The following is a 20,574-nucleotide window of genomic DNA, read 5'->3' as shown; positions in this document are numbered from 1 at the left end:
ACCATGATGAAATTAAATCTTCAGTTTTTTGCTCATAAAAAAGGTGTAGGTTCTACAAAGAACGGACGTGACTCCGAGTCCAAGAGATTAGGTGCGAAGAGAGCGGACGGACAGTTCGTAAAAGCCGGCAACATCCTTTACAGACAGCGTGGAACGAAGATCCATCCAGGTGTCAACGTAGGACGCGGCGGAGACGACACTTTATTTGCATTGGTAGATGGTGTTGTCAGATTTGAAAGAAAAGGAAGAGATAAGAAACAGGTTTCTATCTATCCAGTAGCACAGTAATCAGCGAAGGTAAGACCCTGCCGTATATTGTAAACGGCAGGGCTCTTTTTTACAGAGGCGACGAGCCAAAGTCCGGGCCTGCCCGGGACCTTGGCGACCGCTTACGATCCCGGAATGTGCTTTTTGGCACTTACGGCGATGCATAAGGAGATTGACGACATGTTTGCAGACAGAGCAAAAATATTTATCCGCTCCGGCAAGGGCGGCGACGGCCATGTGAGCTTCCGCAGGGAGCTGTATGTGCCCAACGGCGGCCCGGACGGCGGTGACGGCGGACGGGGCGGTGACGTGATCTTTGAGGTGGATGAAGGCCTCAACACCCTCCAGGACTTCCGCCACAAGAGAAAATACGCGGCAAAGGATGGAGAGCCGGGCGGCAAGAGGAGATGCCACGGCGCCGACGCGGATGACATCGTACTGAGAGTGCCTGAGGGCACTGTGATCAAAGAGGCACAGTCCGGCAAGGTCATTGCGGACATGTCCGGCGACAACCGCAGGCAGGTCATCTTAAAAGGCGGGCGGGGCGGCCTCGGGAACCAGCATTTTGCCACAGCCACTATGCAGATCCCCAAGTATGCCCAGCCCGGGCAGCCGGCCCAGGAGCTGTGGGTGAACCTGGAGCTGAAGGTGATCGCGGACGTAGGACTTGTGGGATTCCCCAACGTGGGAAAATCCACCTTCCTGTCCAGAGTCACCAACGCAAAGCCCAAGATCGCCAACTATCACTTCACGACCCTGAGCCCAAATCTGGGCGTGGTGGACGTGCCCGGCGCCAAGGGCTTTGTCATCGCGGACATCCCGGGGCTCATCGAGGGAGCTTCTGAGGGAGTGGGACTTGGCCATGAATTCCTCCGGCATATCGAGAGGACCAAGCTCATCATCCATGTGGTGGATGCGGCCGGCACAGAAGGCCGCGACCCGGTGGAGGATATCCGCAAGATCAATGCGGAGCTCCACGCCTACAACCCGGAGATCGCGGGGAGGCCGCAGCTCATCGCCGCCAACAAGATAGACGCCATCTTTCAGGAGGAGGGCCAGGAGAGCCCTGTGGAGCGCCTGAAGAGGGAATTTGAGCCCCAGGGCATCCCTGTGTTCCCCATCTCCGGCGTGACGGGCGAGGGCATACAGGAGCTTCTCTACGAGGTGTCCAGGCGTCTGGATGATCTGGATGCCGAGCCGGTCATCTTCCAGCAGGAATATTTCCCGGAGGATGAGCTTATCTACGAGGACCTCCCCTACACAGTGGAGAAAGAGGACGACGCCTACGTCGTGGAAGGGCCCAAGATAGAGAAGATGCTGGGCTACACCAACCTGGACTCCGAGAAGGGATTCCAGTTTTTCCAGAAGTTCCTCAAGGATACCGGCATACTGGAGGAGCTGGAGGCCAAGGGCATCCAGGAGGGGGATACTGTCCGCATGTACGGACTTCAGTTTGACTATTATAAATAAAATTTCCATACAAAGAGAAGGATAGGAGAGAAGCAAATGACGACAAAGCAGCGCGCTTATTTAAAGAGCCTTGCCATGACCATGGACCCCATCTTCCAGATAGGGAAGAACAGCATGACGCCAGAGCTCACAAGAGCAGTGGATGAGGCGCTGGAGGCCCGTGAGCTCATCAAGGTGAGTGTTCTCCAGAACTGCGCAGATGACCCCAGAGAACTTGCAGCTATGCTGGCGGAGCGCACCCGCTCCCAGGTCGTGCAGGTCATCGGCAAGAAGATCGTCCTCTACCGTGAGGGCAAAAAAGAAAAGAAGAAAATCCAGCTTCCATAGCTCAAAGGAGGAGCCTTATGAAGATAGGGATCATGGGGGGGACCTTTGACCCGGTCCACAACGGTCATCTGACCCTGGCGGAGTACGCCTGCCAGGACTTTCATCTGGACCAGGTCTGGTTCATGCCCAACGGGAACCCTCCCCACAAGGACAATAAAAATATTGTCTCCACGCCCCGGGAGAGGGCCCGTATGGTCTCTCTGGCCATCAGCGGATACAGAAATTTCCGCCTGGAGGACTATGAGCTCAGGCGAAAGGACGTGAGCTGTTCCTACCGGACAATGGAACACTTCAGAGAGCTGTACCCACAGCACCACTTTTATTTCATTATCGGTGCGGACTCCCTGTTCTCCATCGAGCAGTGGGTCCATGTGGAGCGGCTCTTCCCCACCTGCACCATCCTTGCCGCCTACCGGGACGACAAGAGCAGCAGGGAGGTCATGGGACGTCAGATCCGTATGCTCACCGGGAAGTACGGCGCGGACATCCGGCTCCTGAACACGCCCCTTGTGGATGTGTCTTCCCACGAGCTGCGCCGCATGCTGAAGGACAGGGAAGATGTGGGCGGCCTCATGCCCAAGGCGGTGCTGGACTATATTTACAGGAACCGGCTATACACGTCATAAGATCAAAAAAGTTTTCTGAAGGAAGTGTGTGTCATGAATGAAACTATCGATGTTATGCGCAGGAAAGTAAAAAAATATCTGGACAAGAGCCGTTACAACCATACCCTGGGCGTCATGTACACCGCAGGCGCTCTCGCCATGCGCTACGGAACGGATATGGACCGGGCACTGACAGCCGGACTCCTGCACGACTGCGCCAAATGTATCCCCAATGATAAAAAGCTCCGCATGTGCCGGAAAAACCACATTTTCATCACACCTGCCGAGCAGGCAAATCCTTCCCTCCTCCACGCCAAGCTGGGGGCCTACCTGGCTGCGACGAAATACCATATAGGGGACAGGACCATTTTAAATGCCATCGCGTGCCACACCACCGGAAAGCCTGAGATGAGCCTGTTGGACAAGATCATCTACATTGCGGACTATATCGAGCCAAACCGGGCGGAGCTCCCCAATATGGGGGAGGCCAGGAGACTGGCCTTTGAGGATATCGACGAGTGCCTCTACCTGCTCCTTCGGGACTCCCTGGTCTATCTCCAGACAAAGGGGCTGCCCGTGGACCCGGCTACAGAGAAGACCTACAATTACTATAAAAAGTATCTCGGAAAAAAGGAGGAAGAAAGCCTATGAACCATGCAGACAAAATGGCGCTCACCGCTTACCGGGCGCTGGACGAGAAGAAGGGGCGGGATATCCGTATCATCAGGATAGCAGACATCTCGGTCATTGCCGACTATTTCGTCATTGTGGACGGCGGCAGCTCCAGCCAGGTGAACGCCCTTGTGGACAACGTGGAGGAGAAGATGCACCTGGCCGGATACGCCATTAAGCAGCGGGAGGGCCGGGACGGCACCTGGGTGCTCCTGGACTACGGCGATGTGATCGTCCACGTCTTTGACAGCGAGAACCGCTCCTTCTACAATCTGGAGCACATTTGGAGCGATGGGCAGGAGATGGACCCTGAAGCTCTCCAGGCGTAACAGGAAATGCAGAGACAAAAGAGACAGGGAGGGGAATAAATGGCTGTCAGGATCGGCATTATCGAAGATGATCAGGCTCTGCGGGAGGGGCTGAAGCTGGTCTTTGAGCTGGACGGATGGGAGGTTGTCTGCGCTGCCACTGCAAAGGAGGGAGGACGGCTCGCAGAGAAAGGCGGGTGCGACCTTGTCGTGCTGGACTGCAATCTCCCGGACGGAAGCGGCTTTGACATGCTGCGGGGACTGCGGGAAAAGGAAGCTCCTCCTGTGCTCATGCTGACCGCAAGGAGCGGAGAGATCGACGAGCTGCAGGCCCTGGAGCTGGGGGTGGAGGATTTCATGCGAAAGCCCTTCTCCCTGGCTGTGCTGAAGGCCCGCGCACGCAGGATCCTCCGCAGAAGAGAGGCCCCCTCCCTCCTGTCCTCCGGGGACATCACGGTGGATATGGGGAGCAGGGAGGTTCGCAAAAATGGAGAGGTTCTCTCCCTGAGCGCCCTGGAGACCCGGCTTCTCGTCCTCCTCATGGAGCACAGCGGACAGATACTCTCCAGGGAGCAGATCCTGGAGGCCGTGTGGGACAGGGATGGAAATTATGTGGATGAAAACACCCTGGCTGTCACAGTCCGCAGACTCCGCCTTAAAATCGAGGAGGATCCCTCATCCCCCAGAAGGATCCGGACCATCCACGGCATGGGGTACATCTGGAAGGAGGGAGCGGTATGACAAGGGAACAGACCCTGCTGGCTCTGTGCCTTCTGCTTCTGGCTGCGGCCCTGGCCGCCCTCCTGGGACTGCTCCGCTTCCGGAGGCAGTTCTTTCTCCTGTACCGGGAGGTGCAGCTCTGCCAGAGGGCCCTCCTTGCGGATCAGCCCCTGCCGGAGGCCTCCTGTCAGGAGAGAGCGCCGTCTGCTGTCCGGGATGATTTTGCCCGCATCGCAAAAAAATTCCGGCGGGAGAGACTGGAGGCGAGAGAGGACAGGGACGCGGTCCGGGAGCTGACATCCAATCTTTCCCACCAGCTTAAGACCCCTCTTGCCAATATCCGTCTCTACCAGGAGCTGCTGAAGTCCCCGGAGCTTCCACGGGACAGAAGGCAGTGCCTGGAGAGCCGACTGGAGGAGCAGACAGACCGGCTGGACCGGCTTCTTGCTGCCCTCTTTAAGATGATGGATCTGGAGAGGGGCGCGGCCGCCCCAAACCCTGCTAATATCCCTGTCCTTCCCGCTGTCACGCGGGCGGTGGAATCCGTCCTCCCAAGGGCGGACCAGAAGCAGATCCACATCCAGATGGAGCCTTTCCCGGATGTGCCCCTCCTCCACGATCCCGCCTGGACGGAGGAGGTCTTTGTCAACATCCTGGAAAACGCTGTAAAATATGCGCCGGATGGCTCTGTCATCACCCTGTCCATGGAGTGCTTTGAGACCTACGAGGCTGTCCGCGTCCAGGACCAGGGACCCGGGATCCCCAAAGAGGAGTACACAAAAATCTTCCAGAAATTTTACCGGGGCAGCTCCTCGTCCGGGAAGGAGGGCTGGGGCATCGGCCTCTATCTTGCCAGACTCCTTGTGGAAAGGGAGCACGGGTATATCACCGTCTCCTCCCATCCGGGTGAGGGCAGTACCTTTTCTGTATTTTTGCCGATTATGACAGAGGTGTAAGAATTTTCCTCTCCGCCTGTAAGATATCTGTAAGGAGAGGCAGTTATAATGGGAGCCAGAAAGGATAAGAAAATGGAAGCAGTAAAGGTGACATGTTTGAAAAAGGCATTTCCCGGTCCCCTCGGACCGGAAGAAATGGAAGATGTGCTAAAAGGGGTGTCCTTTACTCTGAAGGAGGGATCCTTTACCGCCCTCACCGGCAGCTCCGGATCAGGAAAGACCACCCTCCTCCATCTGCTCGCCGGCTTTTTAACAGCGGACAGCGGAACCATCTGTCTCCTTGGCAGACAGCTCCAGGGCATGTCCCCCAAGGAAGCTGCCATCTTCCGCCGAAGGCATGTCAGCATGGTCTTTCAGGAGGCGGCTCTCATCCCCTCCCTGACAGTGGAGGAGAACATCGTCCTTCCCCTCGTTATGGACACAGGGAGACTTCTGGACCAGGACCGGCTTGTCAGGATCCTGGACGCCCTTGCCCTGTCCGGGAAGCTGGGAAGATACCCGGCAGAGCTGTCCGGCGGCGAGAGGCAGAGGTGCGTGTTTGCCAGAGCCCTCTTTTCTGACGCAGAGCTGATCCTTGCGGATGAGCCGGCCGCCAGGCTGGACACGAGACAGTCTCTGGAGCTCATGGGCGCTCTGAAGGAGTGCGCCCACACCTGGCACAGGACTGTCCTCATGGCCACCCACAACCTGGACCTGGCTCAGATCTGCGACAGAGAACTGGAAATCAGGGACGGTGTCATCCATTTTCTTTAGGTGCGCGATATGAAGATCATATGGAAAGTTCTGACAAAAGAGATCCGGCAGAGGCCGGGGCGTTTCCTCGTACTTGCAGCGGGCATGACACTGGCTGTCTTCCTCATCACAGCCACGACCGTCTTCTCCACATCCTGCCTCCAGGCGATGATCCGGCAGGAGAAGAGAGAGAACGGTCCCTACGAGGCCATCTTTCACCATCTGACAGAAGAGCAGGCCAGCGCTCTCTCCGGCAGCTCCTGCGTCCGGCAGGTCTGGACACTGGAAAGCTGCCCGGAAGAGACGGCTGCAAGCGCCTCGGCAAAGAGCTCTGACTCGGATCAAGTGGACCGGGTGTGCTGCGGCGTCTCCTTCCGGCGTATTTCCCTTGCCATTTTCGAAAATTCCCAGAAGGTGGGAGAGGAGATTGGGATGGACGCCCTGCCGCTGGAGGAGCAGCCTGTGCTCTACGCCCGCGCCAATCACATGGTCACATCTGCCTATGATATCACCTTCAACAATAAACTCCTGGGCTACTATGGCGTCAACGCCTCCGGGACGGCTGCCGGCTCCGCCTGGGCCATCCTTCTTCTGGACTTTGTCATCGCGCTTTTCGGCGCCGCACTCCTGTACTATGTATCCCTCTCCGGCATGGAGGAAAAGCTGAAGATCACAGGACTTCTGGACGGCATCGGCATATCAGAAGGGCAGAAGCTGTGCTTTGCCTTTGGAGAAAACCTGCTGGCCGGATGCGTGGCCATCCCCGCCGGCATCCTCCTTGGCATAGCAGCCCTGGCCTTCTCCATCCGCTGGCTGGGAGACAGGCTTTTCCCTGTAGAAGATATGGAAATTTCTGTCAATCCGCTGCTGCTTTTGGCTGTTCTTTCGGGGACTGTCCTGCTCGCCCTGTCCTCCGCACAGGGACTCTATGACCGGCTCAGAAAGGAGTCTGTCCTCAACCTGATCTCCGGCTACGACAACGAGGAGGAGATCAACCGGACAGCGGTCCTCCTTGGGGTCAGGCGGCATTTTTTCAAGGCTGAGACGCTCCTTGCCGTCAAAAATGTCATCATGTACCACAAAAATTACTGTGTCTCCTCCGTCCTCCTTGTGATCGCGCTGTGCGTGCTCCTCAACGGGACCATGTATGTGGAGGGCCTGACCTCCCCTCCTGCCACAGCCGGTCAGTCGCTGCCCCCGGTATCTCTCTGGGCCTCAGCAAAGGGCGGGGATGGAGCTGCCTTCCAGGAGGCAGCTGAAGCTTTGGGGGAGATAGAGGGCATTGATACGGTCTCCGTTGTAAAGGAAGCAAAAGAGTACTCCGCCCTTGCGGGGATGGACCTATCGGAGATAGAGGACTATCTGTCAGAAATCCACGGGACGAACGCCCTCTTACGTATTCAGAGCTATGAAGAATTTGGAGAGTCACTGGAAACTATGCTGGAGGACAGCTGTCTACGCAGAGTGGTCCGGGTCATCGGTGTGGACGACAGTACTTTCCGGCGGCTTCTGGGAGACGGAGCGGAAGGAACCGAGAATGGAGCTGTACCTGAAAATAAGGGCGCCGTACTGGAAAGCAATGACTGGAGCATGGAAGAGGGAGATGACAGCGAATTCCCTCTGTTCATCCAAGGAGAGAGAAGCAACCTCCCGATTCTTCGCACTATCAGTAAAGCAGATCGTCCGATCCTGTTTCCGGATCAGCTTGTCACAGCGGACAGCCTGGAAGATGCGCCCCTGTCCTTCACTGACGGAGACGCTATCCTGTACATTCCCCTCCAGACCTTTGACGAGCTGATGGCGGACTATCAGGACACCTCCCTCTCCCTGGAGATCATCCTGTCCCGGGACAGAGGAGCAAGAAGAAATCTGACAGAGATTCTCTATCCGGACAATGCGGCCAGCAGGATGAAGGAGGACAGTCAGGTCATAAACAGTATCAGGAAGCATCTGGAGGGGATCGAGCTGGAAAGCCTTACCGTTTACAGCTTTGCCGGGGAGTACCAGGAGTCCTTTTTCATCGGGGGAAAGGGCGCTCACGTCCTCCTCGTGGCTGCCCTGGTGAGCACAGTCTGGATCGCCTCCATCCTGATCACCCTGCAGAGAGACGTAGCCTGCATCCGGAGGCGGAAGAGAGAGTTTGCCCTCCTTCAGTCCATCGGCATGCCCACAGGGCGGATCTTCAAAATGGTCTTTCTGGAGCACCTGACCTTTGCCTTTGCAGGGGTGCTGGCAGGCATACCTTTAAGTCTCTTTATCCTCTCCGGTCTGTACACGGACGGCGGCGCGCCTCAGATGCGCTCCCCTCTGGATGTGTCGGCACAGCTTGTGGGCGTGCAGCTCATCCTGACGGCGTTCGTTGTGCTGGTTCCATTCCTGTATACGGTAAGAGAGCTGAGGCGAATGGATATGATCGATGTCATACGGAAGGAGGAAGCATGATATGGATAAAAGCTGGATCATCAGAGCGGAACAGATCCGGAAGACCTACGGAAGCGGGGACACGGCCGTCCGCGCGCTGAGGGAAACGTCTCTTCAGATCAGAAAAGGACAGTTTACCGCCATCCTGGGTCCCTCAGGCTGCGGGAAATCCACCCTTCTCCACGTGCTGGGCGGCATTGACGAGCCTGACAGCGGGAGAGTGTGGGTGAGCGGCAGGGAGCTCTACAGTATGAAAAAAGGGGAGAGGTCCATCTTTCGCAGGCGGAGGATCGGAATGGTCTACCAGTCCATCTACCTGCTCCCCAGCCTGAACGTGGAGGAGAACATAGCCCTTCCCCTTCTTCTGGATGGAAAGTCACTCTCCGCCCAGCGACTGCAGGAGCTTCTGGCCGTCACCGGGCTTACAAAAAAGAGGGCAGCTCTTCCCTGTCAGCTCTCCGGAGGACAGCAGCAGAGGGCGGCCATCGCGCGGGCTGCAGCCCCTGCCCCGGCAGTCATCCTGGCGGACGAGCCCACCGGAAATCTGGACATCAGAAACCGGGACGCCATCATGCGTCTCTTCCGGCGACTGAATACAGAACAGCACTCCACCATCGTCATGGTGACCCACGATGAGGCGCTGGCCAGGCAGTGCGACCGGGTTCTGTATATGGAGGACGGGAGAGTACTGCGGGATACGCTGGTCAGAAAAGGAGAAACATAAGAGCCCGGATAGATTTTACATTAAATAGCGGATCACGCGACAGGAAACCATGGAGTTGCAGCTGTGACTTCATGGTTTCTTTCTAGGCAGGTCTGCAGCAGGGATTGAAGATCGCACAGATCGCCAAAAGCATTGGAAAGGATCGATCTACTGTCGGCAGAGAGATCAAAGCACACAGGAGACTGCGAACCTTCTGGGCCTTGAAAAGATCCCATCCGATTCCATAACCCTTACACCGGCTTTGTTTAAGAAGTAAACCGGAATGCATGAAAAAGAGAGGAGCAGTTTTACTATTGGCCTTAACACTTGCAGCGGGAACAGCAGGCTGCGGCGCACAGTCAGAAGAGCCGGCTGACAGCAGCCAGGACAGCGGATCTGTCCGGAAAGCAGGTCTACCTGTTCTGTTCCCACGGCACCGGGGGCCTGGCGGACAGTGTGGATATCATAACTGAGGCAGCCCCGGAAGCAGATATCTCTGAAAATATTTTCGACTGCTACGAGGAGGATGCACCGTCCTCTGAGGAAGCCATCCGGCAGTGGGCGGGAGAACTTGGATACAGCTAAACCGTACAAATGAAAAGCGCAGAAAGATAAAATCGGGGAGCGAGGCCTTTTGTAACTGGCCTCGCTCCCCGATTTATGAGAAATAAAAGCTATCCGAAAAACCGGAACACACCGATTACCTTTCCGAGAATTTGAACGTCCGTCACGATAATGGGATCCATGAAATCGTTCTCCGGCTGCAGGCGGATGACGCCTTCCTCCCTGTAGAACGTCTTGACTGTCGCCCCATCCTCGATCAGAGCGACGACCATATCCCCGTTGGACGCCGTGTGGCACTCCTCGACCAGCACATAGTCGCCGTCGAGAATTCCCGCGTTGATCATGCTTTCTCCTTTGACAGTCAGCATGAACGTATGATTGTTTGGAAGCATCTCCACCGGAATGGGGAAGTAGTTCTCAATGTTCTCCTGGGCCAGGATAGGCTCGCCGGCCGCCACGCGTCCCAGAAGGGGCACATTGGTCACCTCACGCCTGGTGAGATTGAAGGTGTCGTCCAAAATCTCAATGGCCCTCGGCTTGGTGGGATCTCTTCTGATATACCCGTTCTTCTCCAGAGTCTCCAGGTGGGCGTGTACGGAGGAGGTGGACTTCAGATGGACCGCCTCGCATATGTCCCGGACTGAGGGCGGAAATCCCCGCTTCAGGATCTGATCCTTGATAAATTCTAAAATCTCTTTCTGCTTTGGGCTGATCTTTCCCTGCGACATGTAGCTTTCCCCCTTGTAATATGTACAATCAAAAATTAACTAATAACATTCTAACATATGCCCCCGCAAAAGGCAAACAAATGTTTAGAAAATATGTTCGATTTTTTTGCCTGGAACTATTGACAAACAAATGTTCGCATACTATAATCAGAAGCATAGAAAGAACGTTCGTTCGATAAGGACAGGTGCGCATTGTCTGTACAGAACACAGCAAAGAGGATTGTATAATATTTAATTAATAAGAAGAGGGGAATATGAGATGAACGCACACAGATTACATGCAGCAAGCAAGAGAAGAAGAGTAGTATACAGGGAAAAGTTTATTCTGGTCACAGCGGCCATCCTTCTCGCAGTCCTCTGCAGCATATTCGCAGTCAGAGGCATGCGGTTTGTACAGGCGCAGGACAGCTCTGAAGCAGAACATACAGATAGATACTACAAGAGCATTGAGCTCAAGTCCGGCGACACACTGTGGGATATTGCCGAGACATACGCCGATGCGTGCGGCCTTTCCATACCGGAGTATGTGCAGGAACTGAAGGACATCAATGGGCTTAAGGGGGACCTTATCCATGACGGACATCACCTCACCATTGTGTACTGTGACAATGTGTACAGATAAACTATAGTATCCCGGAAATAAAAGGAAATAATATATATCCGTAATACATTCTGTTGATATATGGTCATATGATATATAGATATATAAAATATAGCGATATATAGGCTTTCTAAAGCTTTATATATAATTATACACTCACCCAGGGACGGTATCTCAAAGGCGCTTCCTTTCATGTCGGAAGAAGCGGATGGATACCGTCTATTTTTTTATATATGGTCAGTCACAGGCGATGTGATCGATATATACGAAATACATACCAGAATATATCTATACGTAAAATACCGATTTTTCCAAAAGATATGGACAAATATGCCGGAATGCCGTATACTTTCTGTGTGGGTTTATAAATAAACAGGTAAAAGGGGGTTTTTCTATCATGTCAGATACAAAGACTTATCACGAGCAGACAGTCATTGACTACACGCTGCGTCTCAGGGAAATACTGAAAACCCTGCCTCCATTTGCGAAGGATTTCTTCCGGGCCATCGAGCCTCACGCATCCATCCGCACACGGATGAACTATGCGTATGACATCCGCGTCTTTTTTCATTTTCTGATGGAGAACAATCCGGTCTATAAGAATTACACAATGGACCAGTTCAAGGTCTCTGACCTGGAAAACCTGGAGCCGGTGGATATTGAGGAATACATGGAATATCTGAAGGTATACCGCCGCGACGACGACGAACTGATGACCAACGGGGAAAAGGGCCTTGCCAGGAAAATGTCCGCCCTGCGGAGCTTTTACGCCTATTATCACAAGCACCAGTATATCAGCAGCAATCCGACGCTCCTTGTGGAAATGCCAAAGCAGCATGAAAAGGCGATCATCCGCCTTGACCCGGACGAGGTTGCCCTCCTGCTCGATCATGTCGAGTCATGCGGAGACCGGCTGACCGGACAGGCAAAGGTATACTATGAAAAGACAAAAGAAAGGGATCTGGCTATCCTGACCCTTCTTCTCGGGACCGGTATACGTGTCTCTGAGTGCGTGGGCCTGGACCTGCAGGACGTGGACTTTAAGAACAATGGCATCACCATTACCAGAAAGGGTGGCAACCAGATGGTCGTCTACTTTGGCCCTGAGGTGGAAACGGCGCTGAGGACCTACATGGAGGGAAGCCGCAATGCCGCCACTCCCCTCCCCGGCCACGAGAACGCCCTCTTCCTCTCCACCCAAAGGCGGCGCATGGGTGTCCAGGCCGTGGAGAACATGGTGAAGAAATACGCCCGCCAGGTGACGCCGAACAAAAAGATCACGCCCCACAAGCTGCGAAGCACCTACGGCACATCCCTCTACAAGGAGACCGGCGACATCTATCTTGTGGCCGACGTACTGGGACACAAGGACGTGAACACCACCAAGAAGCACTACGCGGCCATCGACGAGAACAGACGCCGCCAGGCAGCCTCCGCTGTCCGCCTCCGGGAAAAATAGGTTTTAATCCCCATAAAATTTTTATGGAAATCCACCCCGGATTGTCCGGCAACATACGGACTATCCGGCGGATTTCGCAAGACAAGAGAAAGGAATTACTTACCATTATGAAATTACAGCAGCTTTTGAGCTACACGAGAAAGGCAGTAGACGAATACCAGATGATCGACGAGGGGGACCACATTGCTGTGGGCATATCCGGCGGGAAGGACAGCCTCACCCTCCTCTACGCCCTCCACGGCCTCCGGCGGTTTTACCCCGCTCATTTTGAGCTCAGCGCCGTCACCGTGGACCTGGGCTATGAAAAAAGCGATTTCACCCCGGTAAAGGAGCTCTGCCAGGAGCTGGATGTCCCCTACCGCATTGTAAAGACAGACATCGCTCACATCCTCTTTGAGGAGCGCAGGGAGAGCAATCCCTGTTCCCTCTGCGCCAAGATGCGAAAGGGGGCCCTCAACCAGGCCGTAAAGGAGATGGGCTGCAACAAGGTTGCCTACGCCCACCACCGGGATGACATCATTGAGACCATGCTCCTCTCCCTCATCTTTGAGGGGCGTTTCTACTCCTTCTCACCCCGCACTTACCTGGACCAGATGGACCTGACCGTGATCCGCCCCATCATGTTCGTGGACGAGGCGGATGTGATCGGCTTTAAGAACAAGTATGATCTTCCTGTGGTGAAGAGCCGCTGTCCCATCGACGGCTACACGAAGCGCCAGTACGCCAAAGAGCTGGTGCGCCAGCTGAACCAGGAGCACCCCGGCGCAAAGCAGAGGATGTTCACCGCCATCCTGAATGGGAATATCAAAGGCTGGCCGGAGCGTATCATCCATACGCGGTAGTCCCATAACTGCATACAGAGAAAAGAAAAACTCTATGGGGAAGGGAAACCCTCCACATAGAGTTTTTTCTTTAAATTTTATCTTTAGATTTTTATTTTGGAATATCAGCATCCGGTTTCCTGGCTTTCTCTCCTACAGCTTCTTCTCCCGGTCGCTCTCCTTGATAGCCACAAGCTGCTTGATGGCCTCCGCCGTGCCCTCAATGCCCAGCACGGAGCTGTCCAGGCAGATATCGTAGCTCTCTGCGTCTGACCACTTTTTGTTTGTATAGTAGTTGTAGTAGCTGGAGCGCTGCTTGTCTGTCTTCTGTATCATCTCTTTTGCCTTGGCGTCCGTCAGGTTGTAGATCCTGGCGATCCTGCGTATCCTTGCCTCCATCTTCGCGTGTATAAAGACGGTCAGCACATTGTCAAACTCCTCAAGTGCATAGTCCGCGCAGCGTCCGACCAGGATGCAGGGCCCCTCGCTGGCGATCTTCTTGATGGCGTCAAACTGGGCCAGAAAGACCTTGTGGTTGATCGGCATATCTGTATAGCTCCCTGAAGAGTATCCAAGGGAATATGTGTCCATGACAAGAGAATACAGAAAACTGTTGGTGGGCTTCTCATCGTGGGCCTCGAACAGCTCCTCGCAGATGCCGCTCTCCTTAGCCGCCCGGTTCAGCATCTCCTTGTCGTACAGCTTGATACCGAAGTCATCGGCAATCTTATATCCGATCTCACGACCCGCGCTTCCAAATTCTCTTCCTATGGTAATAATTGTATTTGTCTTTTCCATACTACCCCACGCTCCTTCTTGTTGATCCTGTCAGTACATACTTTGAGATAAGTACTAATGTATGGATGCTCTTTTATTTATTAAGCATTATACAACAATTTGGTGGAAATGTATAGAATTTTATGAAAATTATTGTCTATTTTTTCCAAGTCTCACTAATAATTGCACAAAATATTCAGGCAGAGGCGCCTCCACCTCCAGGTATCCTCCCGTCCTGGGATGGGTGATGCCAAGAATCCTGGCGTGGAGCGTCTGCCCCTGGAGATCCTTGAAGGGGCATTTCGCAGGGCCGTATACCGTATCGCCAAGCAGGGGATGGCCGATGGAAGCCATGTGGACGCGTATCTGGTGAGTCCGCCCCGTCTCCAGCTCACACTGGATGTAGGTGTAGTCCCCGAACCGCTCCAGGACTTTGTAGTGGGTCACAGCCCTGCGCCCGTTCTTCGCCCTTGTGCTCATCTTTTTCCGGTCCGTGGGATGCCTGCCGATGGGGGCGTCCACAGTTCCCTCGTCCTGCTTTATATTGCCGTGGACAATGGCCGCGTAGATCCGTCGGATGGAGTGGTCCTTCAGCTGCTCAGACAGGCTCTGGTGGGCGCTGTCGTTCTTGCACACCACAAGGGAGCCGGTGGTGTCCATGTCTATGCGGTGGACGATGCCTGGCCGGATGACGCCGTTGATGCCGGACAGATTGTCGCCACAGTGGAACATGAGGGCGTTGACGAGAGTGCCGCTGTAGTGCCCCGGGGCCGGGTGGACCACCATGCCCTTTGGCTTGTTCACGATGATGATATCCTCATCCTCATATAGAACATCCAGAGGAAGGTCCTCAGCGGCGATTTCCGGATCTTTTACCTCGGGTACGGTCACTTTTATGCTGTCATCAAAACAAAGCCTGTAATTTGCTTTTACAGGCTTTCCGTTGACTTCTATGAGATTGTCTTTGATCAGCTTCTGGATATGTGAGCGGGACAGTTCCGGCATCTCCGAAGAGAGATATCTGTCTATCCTCTCGCCCTCGTCATTTTCGACTGTGAAAAATGTATTCAAGGTCCTCCTCCTTATAGTACAGCAGCAGGAGCACTGCCAGAAGTACGGCGGACACGGTCACGAATATATCCGCCACGTTGAAGACAGGGAAATCGATGAGCTCAAAGTAAAAGAAATCCACTACATATCCCTGTCCTACCCGGTCGATGAGATTGCCCAGCGCCCCGGAGACGATGAGTACCGCACAGACACGCAGGGGAAGGAATTTCCTCCCGGCGGGCATGCGCCTGTAGACAAGGAGTACCGCCACAAGTATGACTGCCGTGATAATGTAGAAGAACCACTGCTGGCCCTGCAGCACACCGAAGGCCGCCCCCCGGTTCTCCAGATAGGTCAGCCGGAAGACGCCGGGTATCAGGTCCACCCCGTCCGTTCCCTGAAGATGCAGGACAGCCATATACTTGCTCCACTGGTCCAGTATCACACCTGCCGCAATGACGATAAAGGCAGTTAAATAATGTTTTGCTGTTTTTTTATGCACAGATGCCATTTCCCCTGTATGCCTCCGCTGTTTTCTAAATATATTTTCCGACCTGGATATACTGGCGGCCCTTCTTTGTCTCCGAGAGAATGCCCTGGTACACCAGCTTTCCCATGCCCCTGACAGAGATGATGTCCTCCTCCTTCAGGCGGTACCCGTTGGAGGTGGTCAGCCTCCCGTTGACAAACACCTTGCCGCCCTCGATGAGTCCGGTGAGCCGGCTCCTGGACATGGGAAAGGCCACGGACAGCACTGTGTCCAGCCGCACTGATGCCACCGTCCCCTTGATCATCTCAAGGCGGGGCGTGAAGGAGAAGGCGGTCTCATCTATCTTCTCTGTCTTCACCACTGTGTGGCGTACCCTGGTGAGTTCATGGCAGATAAAATCCGCCATGGCGTCCGTCACAAAGACATGGCAGACGCCGTCCTCCACCAGCAGGTCTCCCAGGCAGCTCCTCTCTATCCCCAGGTGCAGTATCCCACCCAGGAAGTCTCTGTGGGAGAGGTCCTCGGCAAATTTTCTGTTGGCCGGGCTGATCCTGAGTACGGATATGGGATACCGGTACTCATAATAAAGAGCATCAGGCAGAAATGCAACCATCTGACGCTCCGCAGGCTCATAACCCCCATAGGTCTCATACCTGGCGGGAAAGAGATTTCTGGGGGTCGTGTGCAGTATATTCAGTTCATTCAAATTCAAAAAATCCGAAAAGGTGACAATATCCCTTCTGTATGAAAGATCAGACAGTTCGATGAGACGCTTCTGAAGCATCATTTCCTCTTTGTTCATGTCTCGTCCGGCGTCCTCTAAAATCTCGTGCGCATGGATGACGCGTCAAAGGATGTGCCCAGAAGGTCCTGCAGGTCCCCGGAAATATCTACATTTGTCGGCGTCACAAGGAATATGTAATTGGAAATCTTCTGCAGATTGCCGTTGATAGCAAAGGTAGCGCCGGATGTAAAGTCGATGATCCGCTGGGCCACCTCCAGGTCCAGGCCCTCCAGGTTCAGTATCACAGTGCGGCCGCTCAGCAGCGTCTCTGTTATCTCTCTCGCATCCTCCACAGAAGATGGCTTGATCACGCACACTTCCATATTCGGTGCCTGCCTTCTTGAGGAGGGCTGGCGCATAGGCGTTACCTTGCTGCTCCCGCCTGACTGATGAGCGGGATGGGAAGCTCTGGAGGGCGTCTGCCTTGCAGGTCTCTCATCATAATCGTCATCATAGTCATCGTAATCATCCCGGTCGCGGCTGCTGTCTTTTCCTCTATTGAACCTTGAGAGAAGTCCGCTTTTCTTTGAAGCCCTGTCGTCGTAGTCATCCTCCTCGTAGTCGTCATCGTCAAAGAAATCGTCGTTCTCGTAATCGTCATCGTCATCGCTCAATTTCATAATGTCAAGAAACTTATCTAATACTCCCATTTTTTCAAATTCTCCTATCTTACGTTTATCTCAGAGCATAATCGCGCGCACCGAACAGTCCTGTCCCGACCCGTACCATCGTCGCGCCCTCTTCGACCGCCACCTCATAATCATTGGTCATGCCCATCGAGAGAATACTCATAGTAACATTATCAACGTTTTTGCCTCCTATGTCAACAGATAAGTTGCGCAAACGGCGAAAATATGGGCGATTTTCTTCCGGATTTTCCACAAAAGGAGCAATTGTCATTAATCCACACACTTTTATGTGGGAAAATTTGGCAATCTCATCCACCACCTGCTCCACTTCATCCACCTTCAGGCCGAATTTGCTCTCCTCCTCGGCCACGTTCACCTCCAACAGGATGTTGGCTGTCAGGTCATGCTTGGCTGCCTCCTTCTCTATGGTCTCCGCGAGCCGCACTGAGTCCACCGAGTGGATGAGGTCCACCTTGTCTATGATATATTTGACCTTGTTCCTCTGGAGATGTCCGATCATATGCCAGTGTATATCCTTTGGCAGGGCCTCGTACTTCTCCACGATCTCCTGCACCTTGTTCTCCCCGAAGACCCGCGTGCCGAGGTCGTAAGCCTCCCGCAGCAGCTCCACAGGCTTGGTCTTGCTCACAGCGATGAGGGTCACATCCCCCGGATCCCTGCCCGCTCTCCCGCATGCTCTCCGGATGTTCTCTTCCACCTGTCTGAAATTCTCCCGCAGCATTACCGCATCACTCCCTTTAAAATATGATCTCATTTTCATGGATGTCGCTGCCGTCCAGCGCTATATGGTCATAGTTTGCAAGTCCGTAATCGTTGCCGGACTGCACGATATAATACTCCTCATTCTCGCAGAGGATTTCCACCTGGGTAAACTCCGCATAGCCCTTGTTTATATTGAAGACTCCCTGCAGTGTCCCTTTCTCTCCGAGGGTGCAGGTCTCGCTGGAATCAGGCTTTACAAGGACTGTCCCCTCTTTAAAGGCGTCCGCGTCAAGATAGACCAGCCCGGTCTCATTGTCCCGGTAATAGACCTCCGCCGCCTCAAAGGTGGTGGTATTTTCATCCGTCTGCACGAGGACGCCGTTCTGGCTTGAATCGCCGCCCTGGGTGATATAGTCCTGGGGCACCGTGTAAAACTCCTTCTCCACCACGGAGGATTTTGGTATCTTGAGGCCTGACTCATCCTCCAGCACCAGCTGGATGTCCAGGAACCGCTCTCCCGCATACCGCACCATGGACTCGTTGAAAGTGATATAGCCCAGGTTCACATCCTCATCCTCTGTGTTGTAGATGGAAAGGCTGCCGCTGGCCGTCTCGCCGTCTTTGGAAAAGCGGACCTGCACCGTGGCGGTCTCGGCCAGCTCCTGCGCCATATCCGCATCCAGGACGATGACAAGGGACCAGGACTCATCTGTCACCAGCTTGTAGGCCGCATCCCCCGCCTTCACCTTTGCGTTGTCCGACAGCTCCGTGCTCTTATAGTCCGCCCGGGACAGCATGTCCGCTGTCACCTGGTCCGCCGTGAGCCCCTCGTATCCGTCCACAGAGTAGACGATGACGCCATCGTCAGCCGCCGGGTAGGCGGTGACACCCTCCGCGCCGCTCTGGATCAGGGCCGCAAGCTGGGACTGCCTGCTCTGTGAGGAGCTGCTGGAGAGGATATTCTCCACAGAGTCCTTGAAAGTATAGACCTCCTCAAAGCGGCTGTCCTGGAAGCTGTCGCTGAAGCTCTGTGTCTGCTGGAGGATCATCTGCTGTTCCTCCGAGGAGACGGACTGCTCCTGCTCCGCATCCTCCTGTCCGGAGGATGAGAAATCCAGCTTCTCCGAAGAGATACTGTACACATTTGTCTTCCTTCCCACCTTGCTCCCCTCCGGGACAAAATAGTTGATGTAGCCGTCCGCCTCTGCGTTCACCACTGTCTCCTGGCGCAGGACGAGCCCTGTGTAGGCTGTATCCCTGAAAATAGAGCCCTCCCGGACCTCGTAGGCAGTGACATGCTTCGCCGTGGCGTAGGTGAGGACTGTCACGACAAGATAGATGAGGATAACTCCAAAGATCACGATCCCTATATTAAAATTCCATTTTTTCCGGTAAACCTGAATATTTCCCTGTGCTTTTCCAGACAAAATGATGCCTCCTGTGTCATTTCCTTAATGCTGCTCCGCCAAGATAGTGAAAATATTTCCCCTGCCAGGCGTCCCTTTCCCTCATCCTCCGCTCTGCCTCGTCCCGCAGCTTCCACCAGCTGGTCCCCCAGTTGCAGAAGACCGCGTCCTCCTCCGGGATACGGCTAAAAAGCCGCTCCACGGCAATATCCGGGCTCAAGTAAGACAGAAAAGCGATGAGCCGGTCTATATACTCCTCTTTTGAACATAAGGATATTGTACCATTTTCGTAGGCTTCACACAACACTGTGTTTTTGGCGATATAGAGGGAATGTATCTTGACCGTGTCCACGCCCAGGGCCGACAGCACCTTGGCCGTCTCCACCGCGTCCTCCATCCCGTCTCCCGGATAATTCAATATGACATGGGCGCATATCCGGAAGCCATAGGCCCGTATCTGCATGACCGCGTCTATGAACTCCGCGAGAGTGTGCCCCCGGTTCATCTTCTTCAGCGTGTGGTAGTTGACTGTCTGGAGCCCCAGTTCCACACAGATGTCTGTCCCCCTCCTTCCGCGAAGGCTCCGGAGCACCTCGAGATACTCCCGGGAGACGCAGTCCGGCCTGGTGGAGATATCGATCTCCACAATATCTCTCTCGCACGCGGCCTCCTCCACATAGGCAGTGAAATCCTCCAGCGGGAGGAACGTGTTGGTATAATTCTGAAAGTAGGCGATAAATTTGCGGGCTTTGTATTTCCTTTCAACCTTCTCCCTTGTCCTCCGGAGCTGCTCCCTCACCGGCAGCTCCGGAGGGAGGGCCTCAAATCCTGTGCCGGCCGCCGCGCAGAAGGTGCATCCCCCTGCTCCGCCGGCCCGGTTCGGACAGGTGACCGGAAGATTGACCGGCAGTTTGTAAACTTTTTCTCCGTATATTTTTTTCAGATATTCCGAATAGGGAAAGTATGATTTTTTTTCTGTCATGAATTGCAAAAAACCTTTCAGGGTATACTAGCATCATCTGATGAATAAAGGAGGGACTTTCATGAAATGGCTTGACAATATTTCACTGGCACTCGTTATCATCGGTGCTGTCAACTGGCTTCTGGTAGGTATTTTCTGCTTTGACCTTGTGGCCTTTCTCTTTGGCAACCTGACCTGGCTTTCGAGGATCATCTACACACTGGTAGGACTCTGCGGTCTGTACGCCATCAGTTTTTTCGGGAGAATACGAAACGCGTCCGATGCAGATATCTGAACCATGGACAGCACCTGATGAAAACACGGTGTCCGATAAAATACACAAGAGGGGTATCCTGGTATACAGTACCGGATGCCCCTCCTTATCAAGCGCCAGGCGCTT

The 20,574-nt window shown here is 54.2% G+C and carries 25 protein-coding genes; 16 read left to right on the top strand and 9 right to left on the bottom strand.

Going from position 1 to position 20,574, the window contains the following annotated elements; genetic code table 11:
* Positions 1 to 3: 3 nt before the first annotated feature.
* From rpmA to B5E62_RS07085, 12 genes are all read left to right on the top strand, one after another.
* Positions 4 to 288, top strand: a complete 285-nt coding sequence (gene rpmA, locus B5E62_RS07145) for a 50S ribosomal protein L27 (RefSeq protein WP_033125260.1) — start codon at positions 4 to 6, stop codon at positions 286 to 288.
* A gap of 159 nt (positions 289 to 447) precedes the next feature.
* A complete protein-coding gene (gene obgE, locus B5E62_RS07140) occupies positions 448 to 1,737 on the top strand; it encodes a GTPase ObgE (RefSeq protein ID WP_087173940.1) in 1,290 nt (429 codons plus the stop codon).
* Positions 1,738 to 1,773: 36 nt separating this feature from the next.
* Complete coding sequence (yhbY, locus tag B5E62_RS07135) at positions 1,774 to 2,064, top strand: ribosome assembly RNA-binding protein YhbY (RefSeq protein ID WP_087173939.1); 291 nt, start codon at positions 1,774 to 1,776, stop codon at positions 2,062 to 2,064.
* Positions 2,065 to 2,081: 17 nt separating this feature from the next.
* Positions 2,082 to 2,690: a nicotinate-nucleotide adenylyltransferase gene (gene nadD / locus B5E62_RS07130; RefSeq protein WP_087173938.1), complete on the top strand. Its 609-nt coding sequence runs from the start codon at positions 2,082 to 2,084 to the stop codon at positions 2,688 to 2,690.
* 33 nt (positions 2,691 to 2,723) lie between these two features.
* Positions 2,724 to 3,320 carry a bis(5'-nucleosyl)-tetraphosphatase (symmetrical) YqeK gene (yqeK, locus tag B5E62_RS07125; protein WP_087173937.1) on the top strand — a complete coding sequence of 199 codons (597 nt, stop codon included), beginning with the start codon at positions 2,724 to 2,726 and terminating at the stop codon, positions 3,318 to 3,320.
* Positions 3,317 to 3,670, top strand: coding sequence for a ribosome silencing factor (gene rsfS / locus B5E62_RS07120; protein ID WP_087173936.1), 354 nt, complete (start codon positions 3,317 to 3,319; stop codon positions 3,668 to 3,670). The genes yqeK and rsfS overlap by 4 nt, the downstream gene beginning before the upstream one ends.
* Positions 3,671 to 3,709: 39 nt before the next feature.
* Positions 3,710 to 4,390, top strand: coding sequence for a response regulator transcription factor (locus B5E62_RS07115; protein ID WP_087173935.1), 681 nt, complete (start codon positions 3,710 to 3,712; stop codon positions 4,388 to 4,390).
* On the top strand, positions 4,387 to 5,325 hold the full coding sequence (locus B5E62_RS07110) for a sensor histidine kinase (RefSeq protein ID WP_087173934.1): 939 nt from the start codon (positions 4,387 to 4,389) through the stop codon (positions 5,323 to 5,325). The genes B5E62_RS07115 and B5E62_RS07110 overlap by 4 nt, the downstream gene beginning before the upstream one ends.
* 48 nt (positions 5,326 to 5,373) lie before the next feature.
* Positions 5,374 to 6,078 carry an ABC transporter ATP-binding protein gene (locus B5E62_RS07105; protein ID WP_087173933.1) on the top strand — a complete coding sequence of 235 codons (705 nt, stop codon included), beginning with the start codon at positions 5,374 to 5,376 and terminating at the stop codon, positions 6,076 to 6,078.
* A gap of 9 nt (positions 6,079 to 6,087) precedes the next feature.
* Positions 6,088 to 8,499, top strand: coding sequence for an ABC transporter permease (locus tag B5E62_RS07100; RefSeq protein WP_143468819.1), 2,412 nt, complete (start codon positions 6,088 to 6,090; stop codon positions 8,497 to 8,499).
* Position 8,500: 1 nt separating this feature from the next.
* A complete protein-coding gene (locus B5E62_RS07095; RefSeq protein ID WP_087173931.1) occupies positions 8,501 to 9,202 on the top strand; it encodes an ABC transporter ATP-binding protein in 702 nt (233 codons plus the stop codon).
* A 306-nt stretch (positions 9,203 to 9,508) separates the two neighbouring features.
* Positions 9,509 to 9,766, top strand: a complete 258-nt coding sequence (locus B5E62_RS07085; RefSeq protein WP_087173929.1) for a flavodoxin family protein — start codon at positions 9,509 to 9,511, stop codon at positions 9,764 to 9,766.
* Positions 9,767 to 9,855: 89 nt separating this feature from the next.
* On the opposite strand, the gene lexA is transcribed toward B5E62_RS07085, so the two are convergent.
* Complete coding sequence (gene lexA, locus B5E62_RS07080; protein WP_087173928.1) at positions 9,856 to 10,473, bottom strand: transcriptional repressor LexA; 618 nt, start codon at positions 10,471 to 10,473, stop codon at positions 9,856 to 9,858.
* Between the two features lie 259 nt (positions 10,474 to 10,732).
* Between lexA and B5E62_RS07075 the strand changes: the two genes are divergently transcribed.
* The 3 genes from B5E62_RS07075 (at position 10,733) to B5E62_RS07065 (ending at position 13,375) form a co-directional block, all read left to right on the top strand.
* Positions 10,733 to 11,095 (top strand): LysM peptidoglycan-binding domain-containing protein, encoded by a 363-nt coding sequence (locus B5E62_RS07075; protein WP_087173927.1) that lies wholly within the window; start codon positions 10,733 to 10,735, stop codon positions 11,093 to 11,095.
* A 376-nt stretch (positions 11,096 to 11,471) separates the two neighbouring features.
* Positions 11,472 to 12,533 (top strand): tyrosine-type recombinase/integrase, encoded by a 1,062-nt coding sequence (locus B5E62_RS07070; RefSeq protein ID WP_087173926.1) that lies wholly within the window; start codon positions 11,472 to 11,474, stop codon positions 12,531 to 12,533.
* Positions 12,534 to 12,640: 107 nt separating this feature from the next.
* Positions 12,641 to 13,375: a tRNA lysidine(34) synthetase gene (locus B5E62_RS07065; RefSeq protein WP_087173925.1), complete on the top strand. Its 735-nt coding sequence runs from the start codon at positions 12,641 to 12,643 to the stop codon at positions 13,373 to 13,375.
* Between the two features lie 132 nt (positions 13,376 to 13,507).
* On the opposite strand, the gene B5E62_RS07060 is transcribed toward B5E62_RS07065, so the two are convergent.
* The 8 genes from B5E62_RS07060 to B5E62_RS07025 form a co-directional block, all read right to left on the bottom strand.
* Complete coding sequence (locus B5E62_RS07060) at positions 13,508 to 14,152, bottom strand: cytidylate kinase-like family protein (RefSeq protein ID WP_087173924.1); 645 nt, start codon at positions 14,150 to 14,152, stop codon at positions 13,508 to 13,510.
* Between the two features lie 129 nt (positions 14,153 to 14,281).
* Positions 14,282 to 15,202: an RluA family pseudouridine synthase gene (locus B5E62_RS07055; RefSeq protein WP_087173923.1), complete on the bottom strand. Its 921-nt coding sequence runs from the start codon at positions 15,200 to 15,202 to the stop codon at positions 14,282 to 14,284.
* Positions 15,174 to 15,683, bottom strand: a complete 510-nt coding sequence (gene lspA / locus B5E62_RS07050; RefSeq protein WP_330398045.1) for a signal peptidase II — start codon at positions 15,681 to 15,683, stop codon at positions 15,174 to 15,176. Before lspA ends, B5E62_RS07055 begins: the two co-directional genes overlap by 29 nt.
* Before the next feature lie 34 nt (positions 15,684 to 15,717).
* Positions 15,718 to 16,473 (bottom strand): YlmH family RNA-binding protein, encoded by a 756-nt coding sequence (locus B5E62_RS07045; protein ID WP_087173921.1) that lies wholly within the window; start codon positions 16,471 to 16,473, stop codon positions 15,718 to 15,720.
* A gap of 17 nt (positions 16,474 to 16,490) precedes the next feature.
* Positions 16,491 to 17,105 (bottom strand): cell division protein SepF, encoded by a 615-nt coding sequence (locus B5E62_RS07040; RefSeq protein WP_087173920.1) that lies wholly within the window; start codon positions 17,103 to 17,105, stop codon positions 16,491 to 16,493.
* A gap of 25 nt (positions 17,106 to 17,130) precedes the next feature.
* A complete protein-coding gene (locus tag B5E62_RS07035) occupies positions 17,131 to 17,826 on the bottom strand; it encodes a YggS family pyridoxal phosphate-dependent enzyme (RefSeq protein WP_087173919.1) in 696 nt (231 codons plus the stop codon).
* Positions 17,827 to 17,842: 16 nt separating this feature from the next.
* The gene (locus B5E62_RS07030; RefSeq protein WP_087173918.1) at positions 17,843 to 19,234 is read right to left on the bottom strand and encodes an HlyD family efflux transporter periplasmic adaptor subunit; all 1,392 of its coding nucleotides are present in this window, start codon (positions 19,232 to 19,234) and stop codon (positions 17,843 to 17,845) included.
* A 16-nt stretch (positions 19,235 to 19,250) separates the two neighbouring features.
* Positions 19,251 to 20,195 (bottom strand): TIGR01212 family radical SAM protein, encoded by a 945-nt coding sequence (locus tag B5E62_RS07025; RefSeq protein ID WP_087173917.1) that lies wholly within the window; start codon positions 20,193 to 20,195, stop codon positions 19,251 to 19,253.
* A gap of 61 nt (positions 20,196 to 20,256) precedes the next feature.
* On the opposite strand from B5E62_RS07025, the gene B5E62_RS07020 reads away from it, so the two are divergent.
* Positions 20,257 to 20,469, top strand: a complete 213-nt coding sequence (locus B5E62_RS07020; protein WP_087173916.1) for a DUF378 domain-containing protein — start codon at positions 20,257 to 20,259, stop codon at positions 20,467 to 20,469.
* The last annotated feature ends 105 nt before the right edge of the window (positions 20,470 to 20,574 follow it).

This window comes from Lachnoclostridium sp. An118, assembly GCF_002160985.1.
Taxonomy (GTDB): Bacteria; Bacillota; Clostridia; order Lachnospirales; family Lachnospiraceae; genus Claveliimonas; species Claveliimonas stercoravium.
Note: the sequence above shows the minus strand (reverse complement) of the source record. Positions and strands in the feature narration are given on the sequence as shown.

Excerpts from the sequence above, each read along its gene's own strand:
- rpmA (WP_033125260.1), top strand. The coding sequence starts at position 4 with ATGATGAAATTAAATCTTCAGTTTTTTGCTCATAAAAAAGGTGTAGGT.
- obgE (WP_087173940.1), top strand. The coding sequence starts at position 448 with ATGTTTGCAGACAGAGCAAAAATATTTATCCGCTCCGGCAAGGGCGGC.
- yhbY (WP_087173939.1), top strand. The coding sequence starts at position 1,774 with ATGACGACAAAGCAGCGCGCTTATTTAAAGAGCCTTGCCATGACCATG.
- nadD (WP_087173938.1), top strand. The coding sequence starts at position 2,082 with ATGAAGATAGGGATCATGGGGGGGACCTTTGACCCGGTCCACAACGGT.
- yqeK (WP_087173937.1), top strand. The coding sequence starts at position 2,724 with ATGAATGAAACTATCGATGTTATGCGCAGGAAAGTAAAAAAATATCTG.
- rsfS (WP_087173936.1), top strand. The coding sequence starts at position 3,317 with ATGAACCATGCAGACAAAATGGCGCTCACCGCTTACCGGGCGCTGGAC.
- B5E62_RS07115 (WP_087173935.1), top strand. The coding sequence starts at position 3,710 with ATGGCTGTCAGGATCGGCATTATCGAAGATGATCAGGCTCTGCGGGAG.
- B5E62_RS07110 (WP_087173934.1), top strand. The coding sequence starts at position 4,387 with ATGACAAGGGAACAGACCCTGCTGGCTCTGTGCCTTCTGCTTCTGGCT.
- B5E62_RS07105 (WP_087173933.1), top strand. The coding sequence starts at position 5,374 with ATGGGAGCCAGAAAGGATAAGAAAATGGAAGCAGTAAAGGTGACATGT.
- B5E62_RS07100 (WP_143468819.1), top strand. The coding sequence starts at position 6,088 with ATGAAGATCATATGGAAAGTTCTGACAAAAGAGATCCGGCAGAGGCCG.
- B5E62_RS07095 (WP_087173931.1), top strand. The coding sequence starts at position 8,501 with ATGGATAAAAGCTGGATCATCAGAGCGGAACAGATCCGGAAGACCTAC.
- lexA (WP_087173928.1), bottom strand. The coding sequence starts at position 10,473 with ATGTCGCAGGGAAAGATCAGCCCAAAGCAGAAAGAGATTTTAGAATTT.
- B5E62_RS07075 (WP_087173927.1), top strand. The coding sequence starts at position 10,733 with ATGAACGCACACAGATTACATGCAGCAAGCAAGAGAAGAAGAGTAGTA.
- B5E62_RS07070 (WP_087173926.1), top strand. The coding sequence starts at position 11,472 with ATGTCAGATACAAAGACTTATCACGAGCAGACAGTCATTGACTACACG.
- B5E62_RS07065 (WP_087173925.1), top strand. The coding sequence starts at position 12,641 with ATGAAATTACAGCAGCTTTTGAGCTACACGAGAAAGGCAGTAGACGAA.
- B5E62_RS07060 (WP_087173924.1), bottom strand. The coding sequence starts at position 14,152 with ATGGAAAAGACAAATACAATTATTACCATAGGAAGAGAATTTGGAAGC.
- B5E62_RS07045 (WP_087173921.1), bottom strand. The coding sequence starts at position 16,473 with ATGAACAAAGAGGAAATGATGCTTCAGAAGCGTCTCATCGAACTGTCT.
- B5E62_RS07040 (WP_087173920.1), bottom strand. The coding sequence starts at position 17,105 with ATGGGAGTATTAGATAAGTTTCTTGACATTATGAAATTGAGCGATGAC.
- B5E62_RS07035 (WP_087173919.1), bottom strand. The coding sequence starts at position 17,826 with ATGCTGCGGGAGAATTTCAGACAGGTGGAAGAGAACATCCGGAGAGCA.
- B5E62_RS07025 (WP_087173917.1), bottom strand. The coding sequence starts at position 20,195 with ATGACAGAAAAAAAATCATACTTTCCCTATTCGGAATATCTGAAAAAA.
- B5E62_RS07020 (WP_087173916.1), top strand. The coding sequence starts at position 20,257 with ATGAAATGGCTTGACAATATTTCACTGGCACTCGTTATCATCGGTGCT.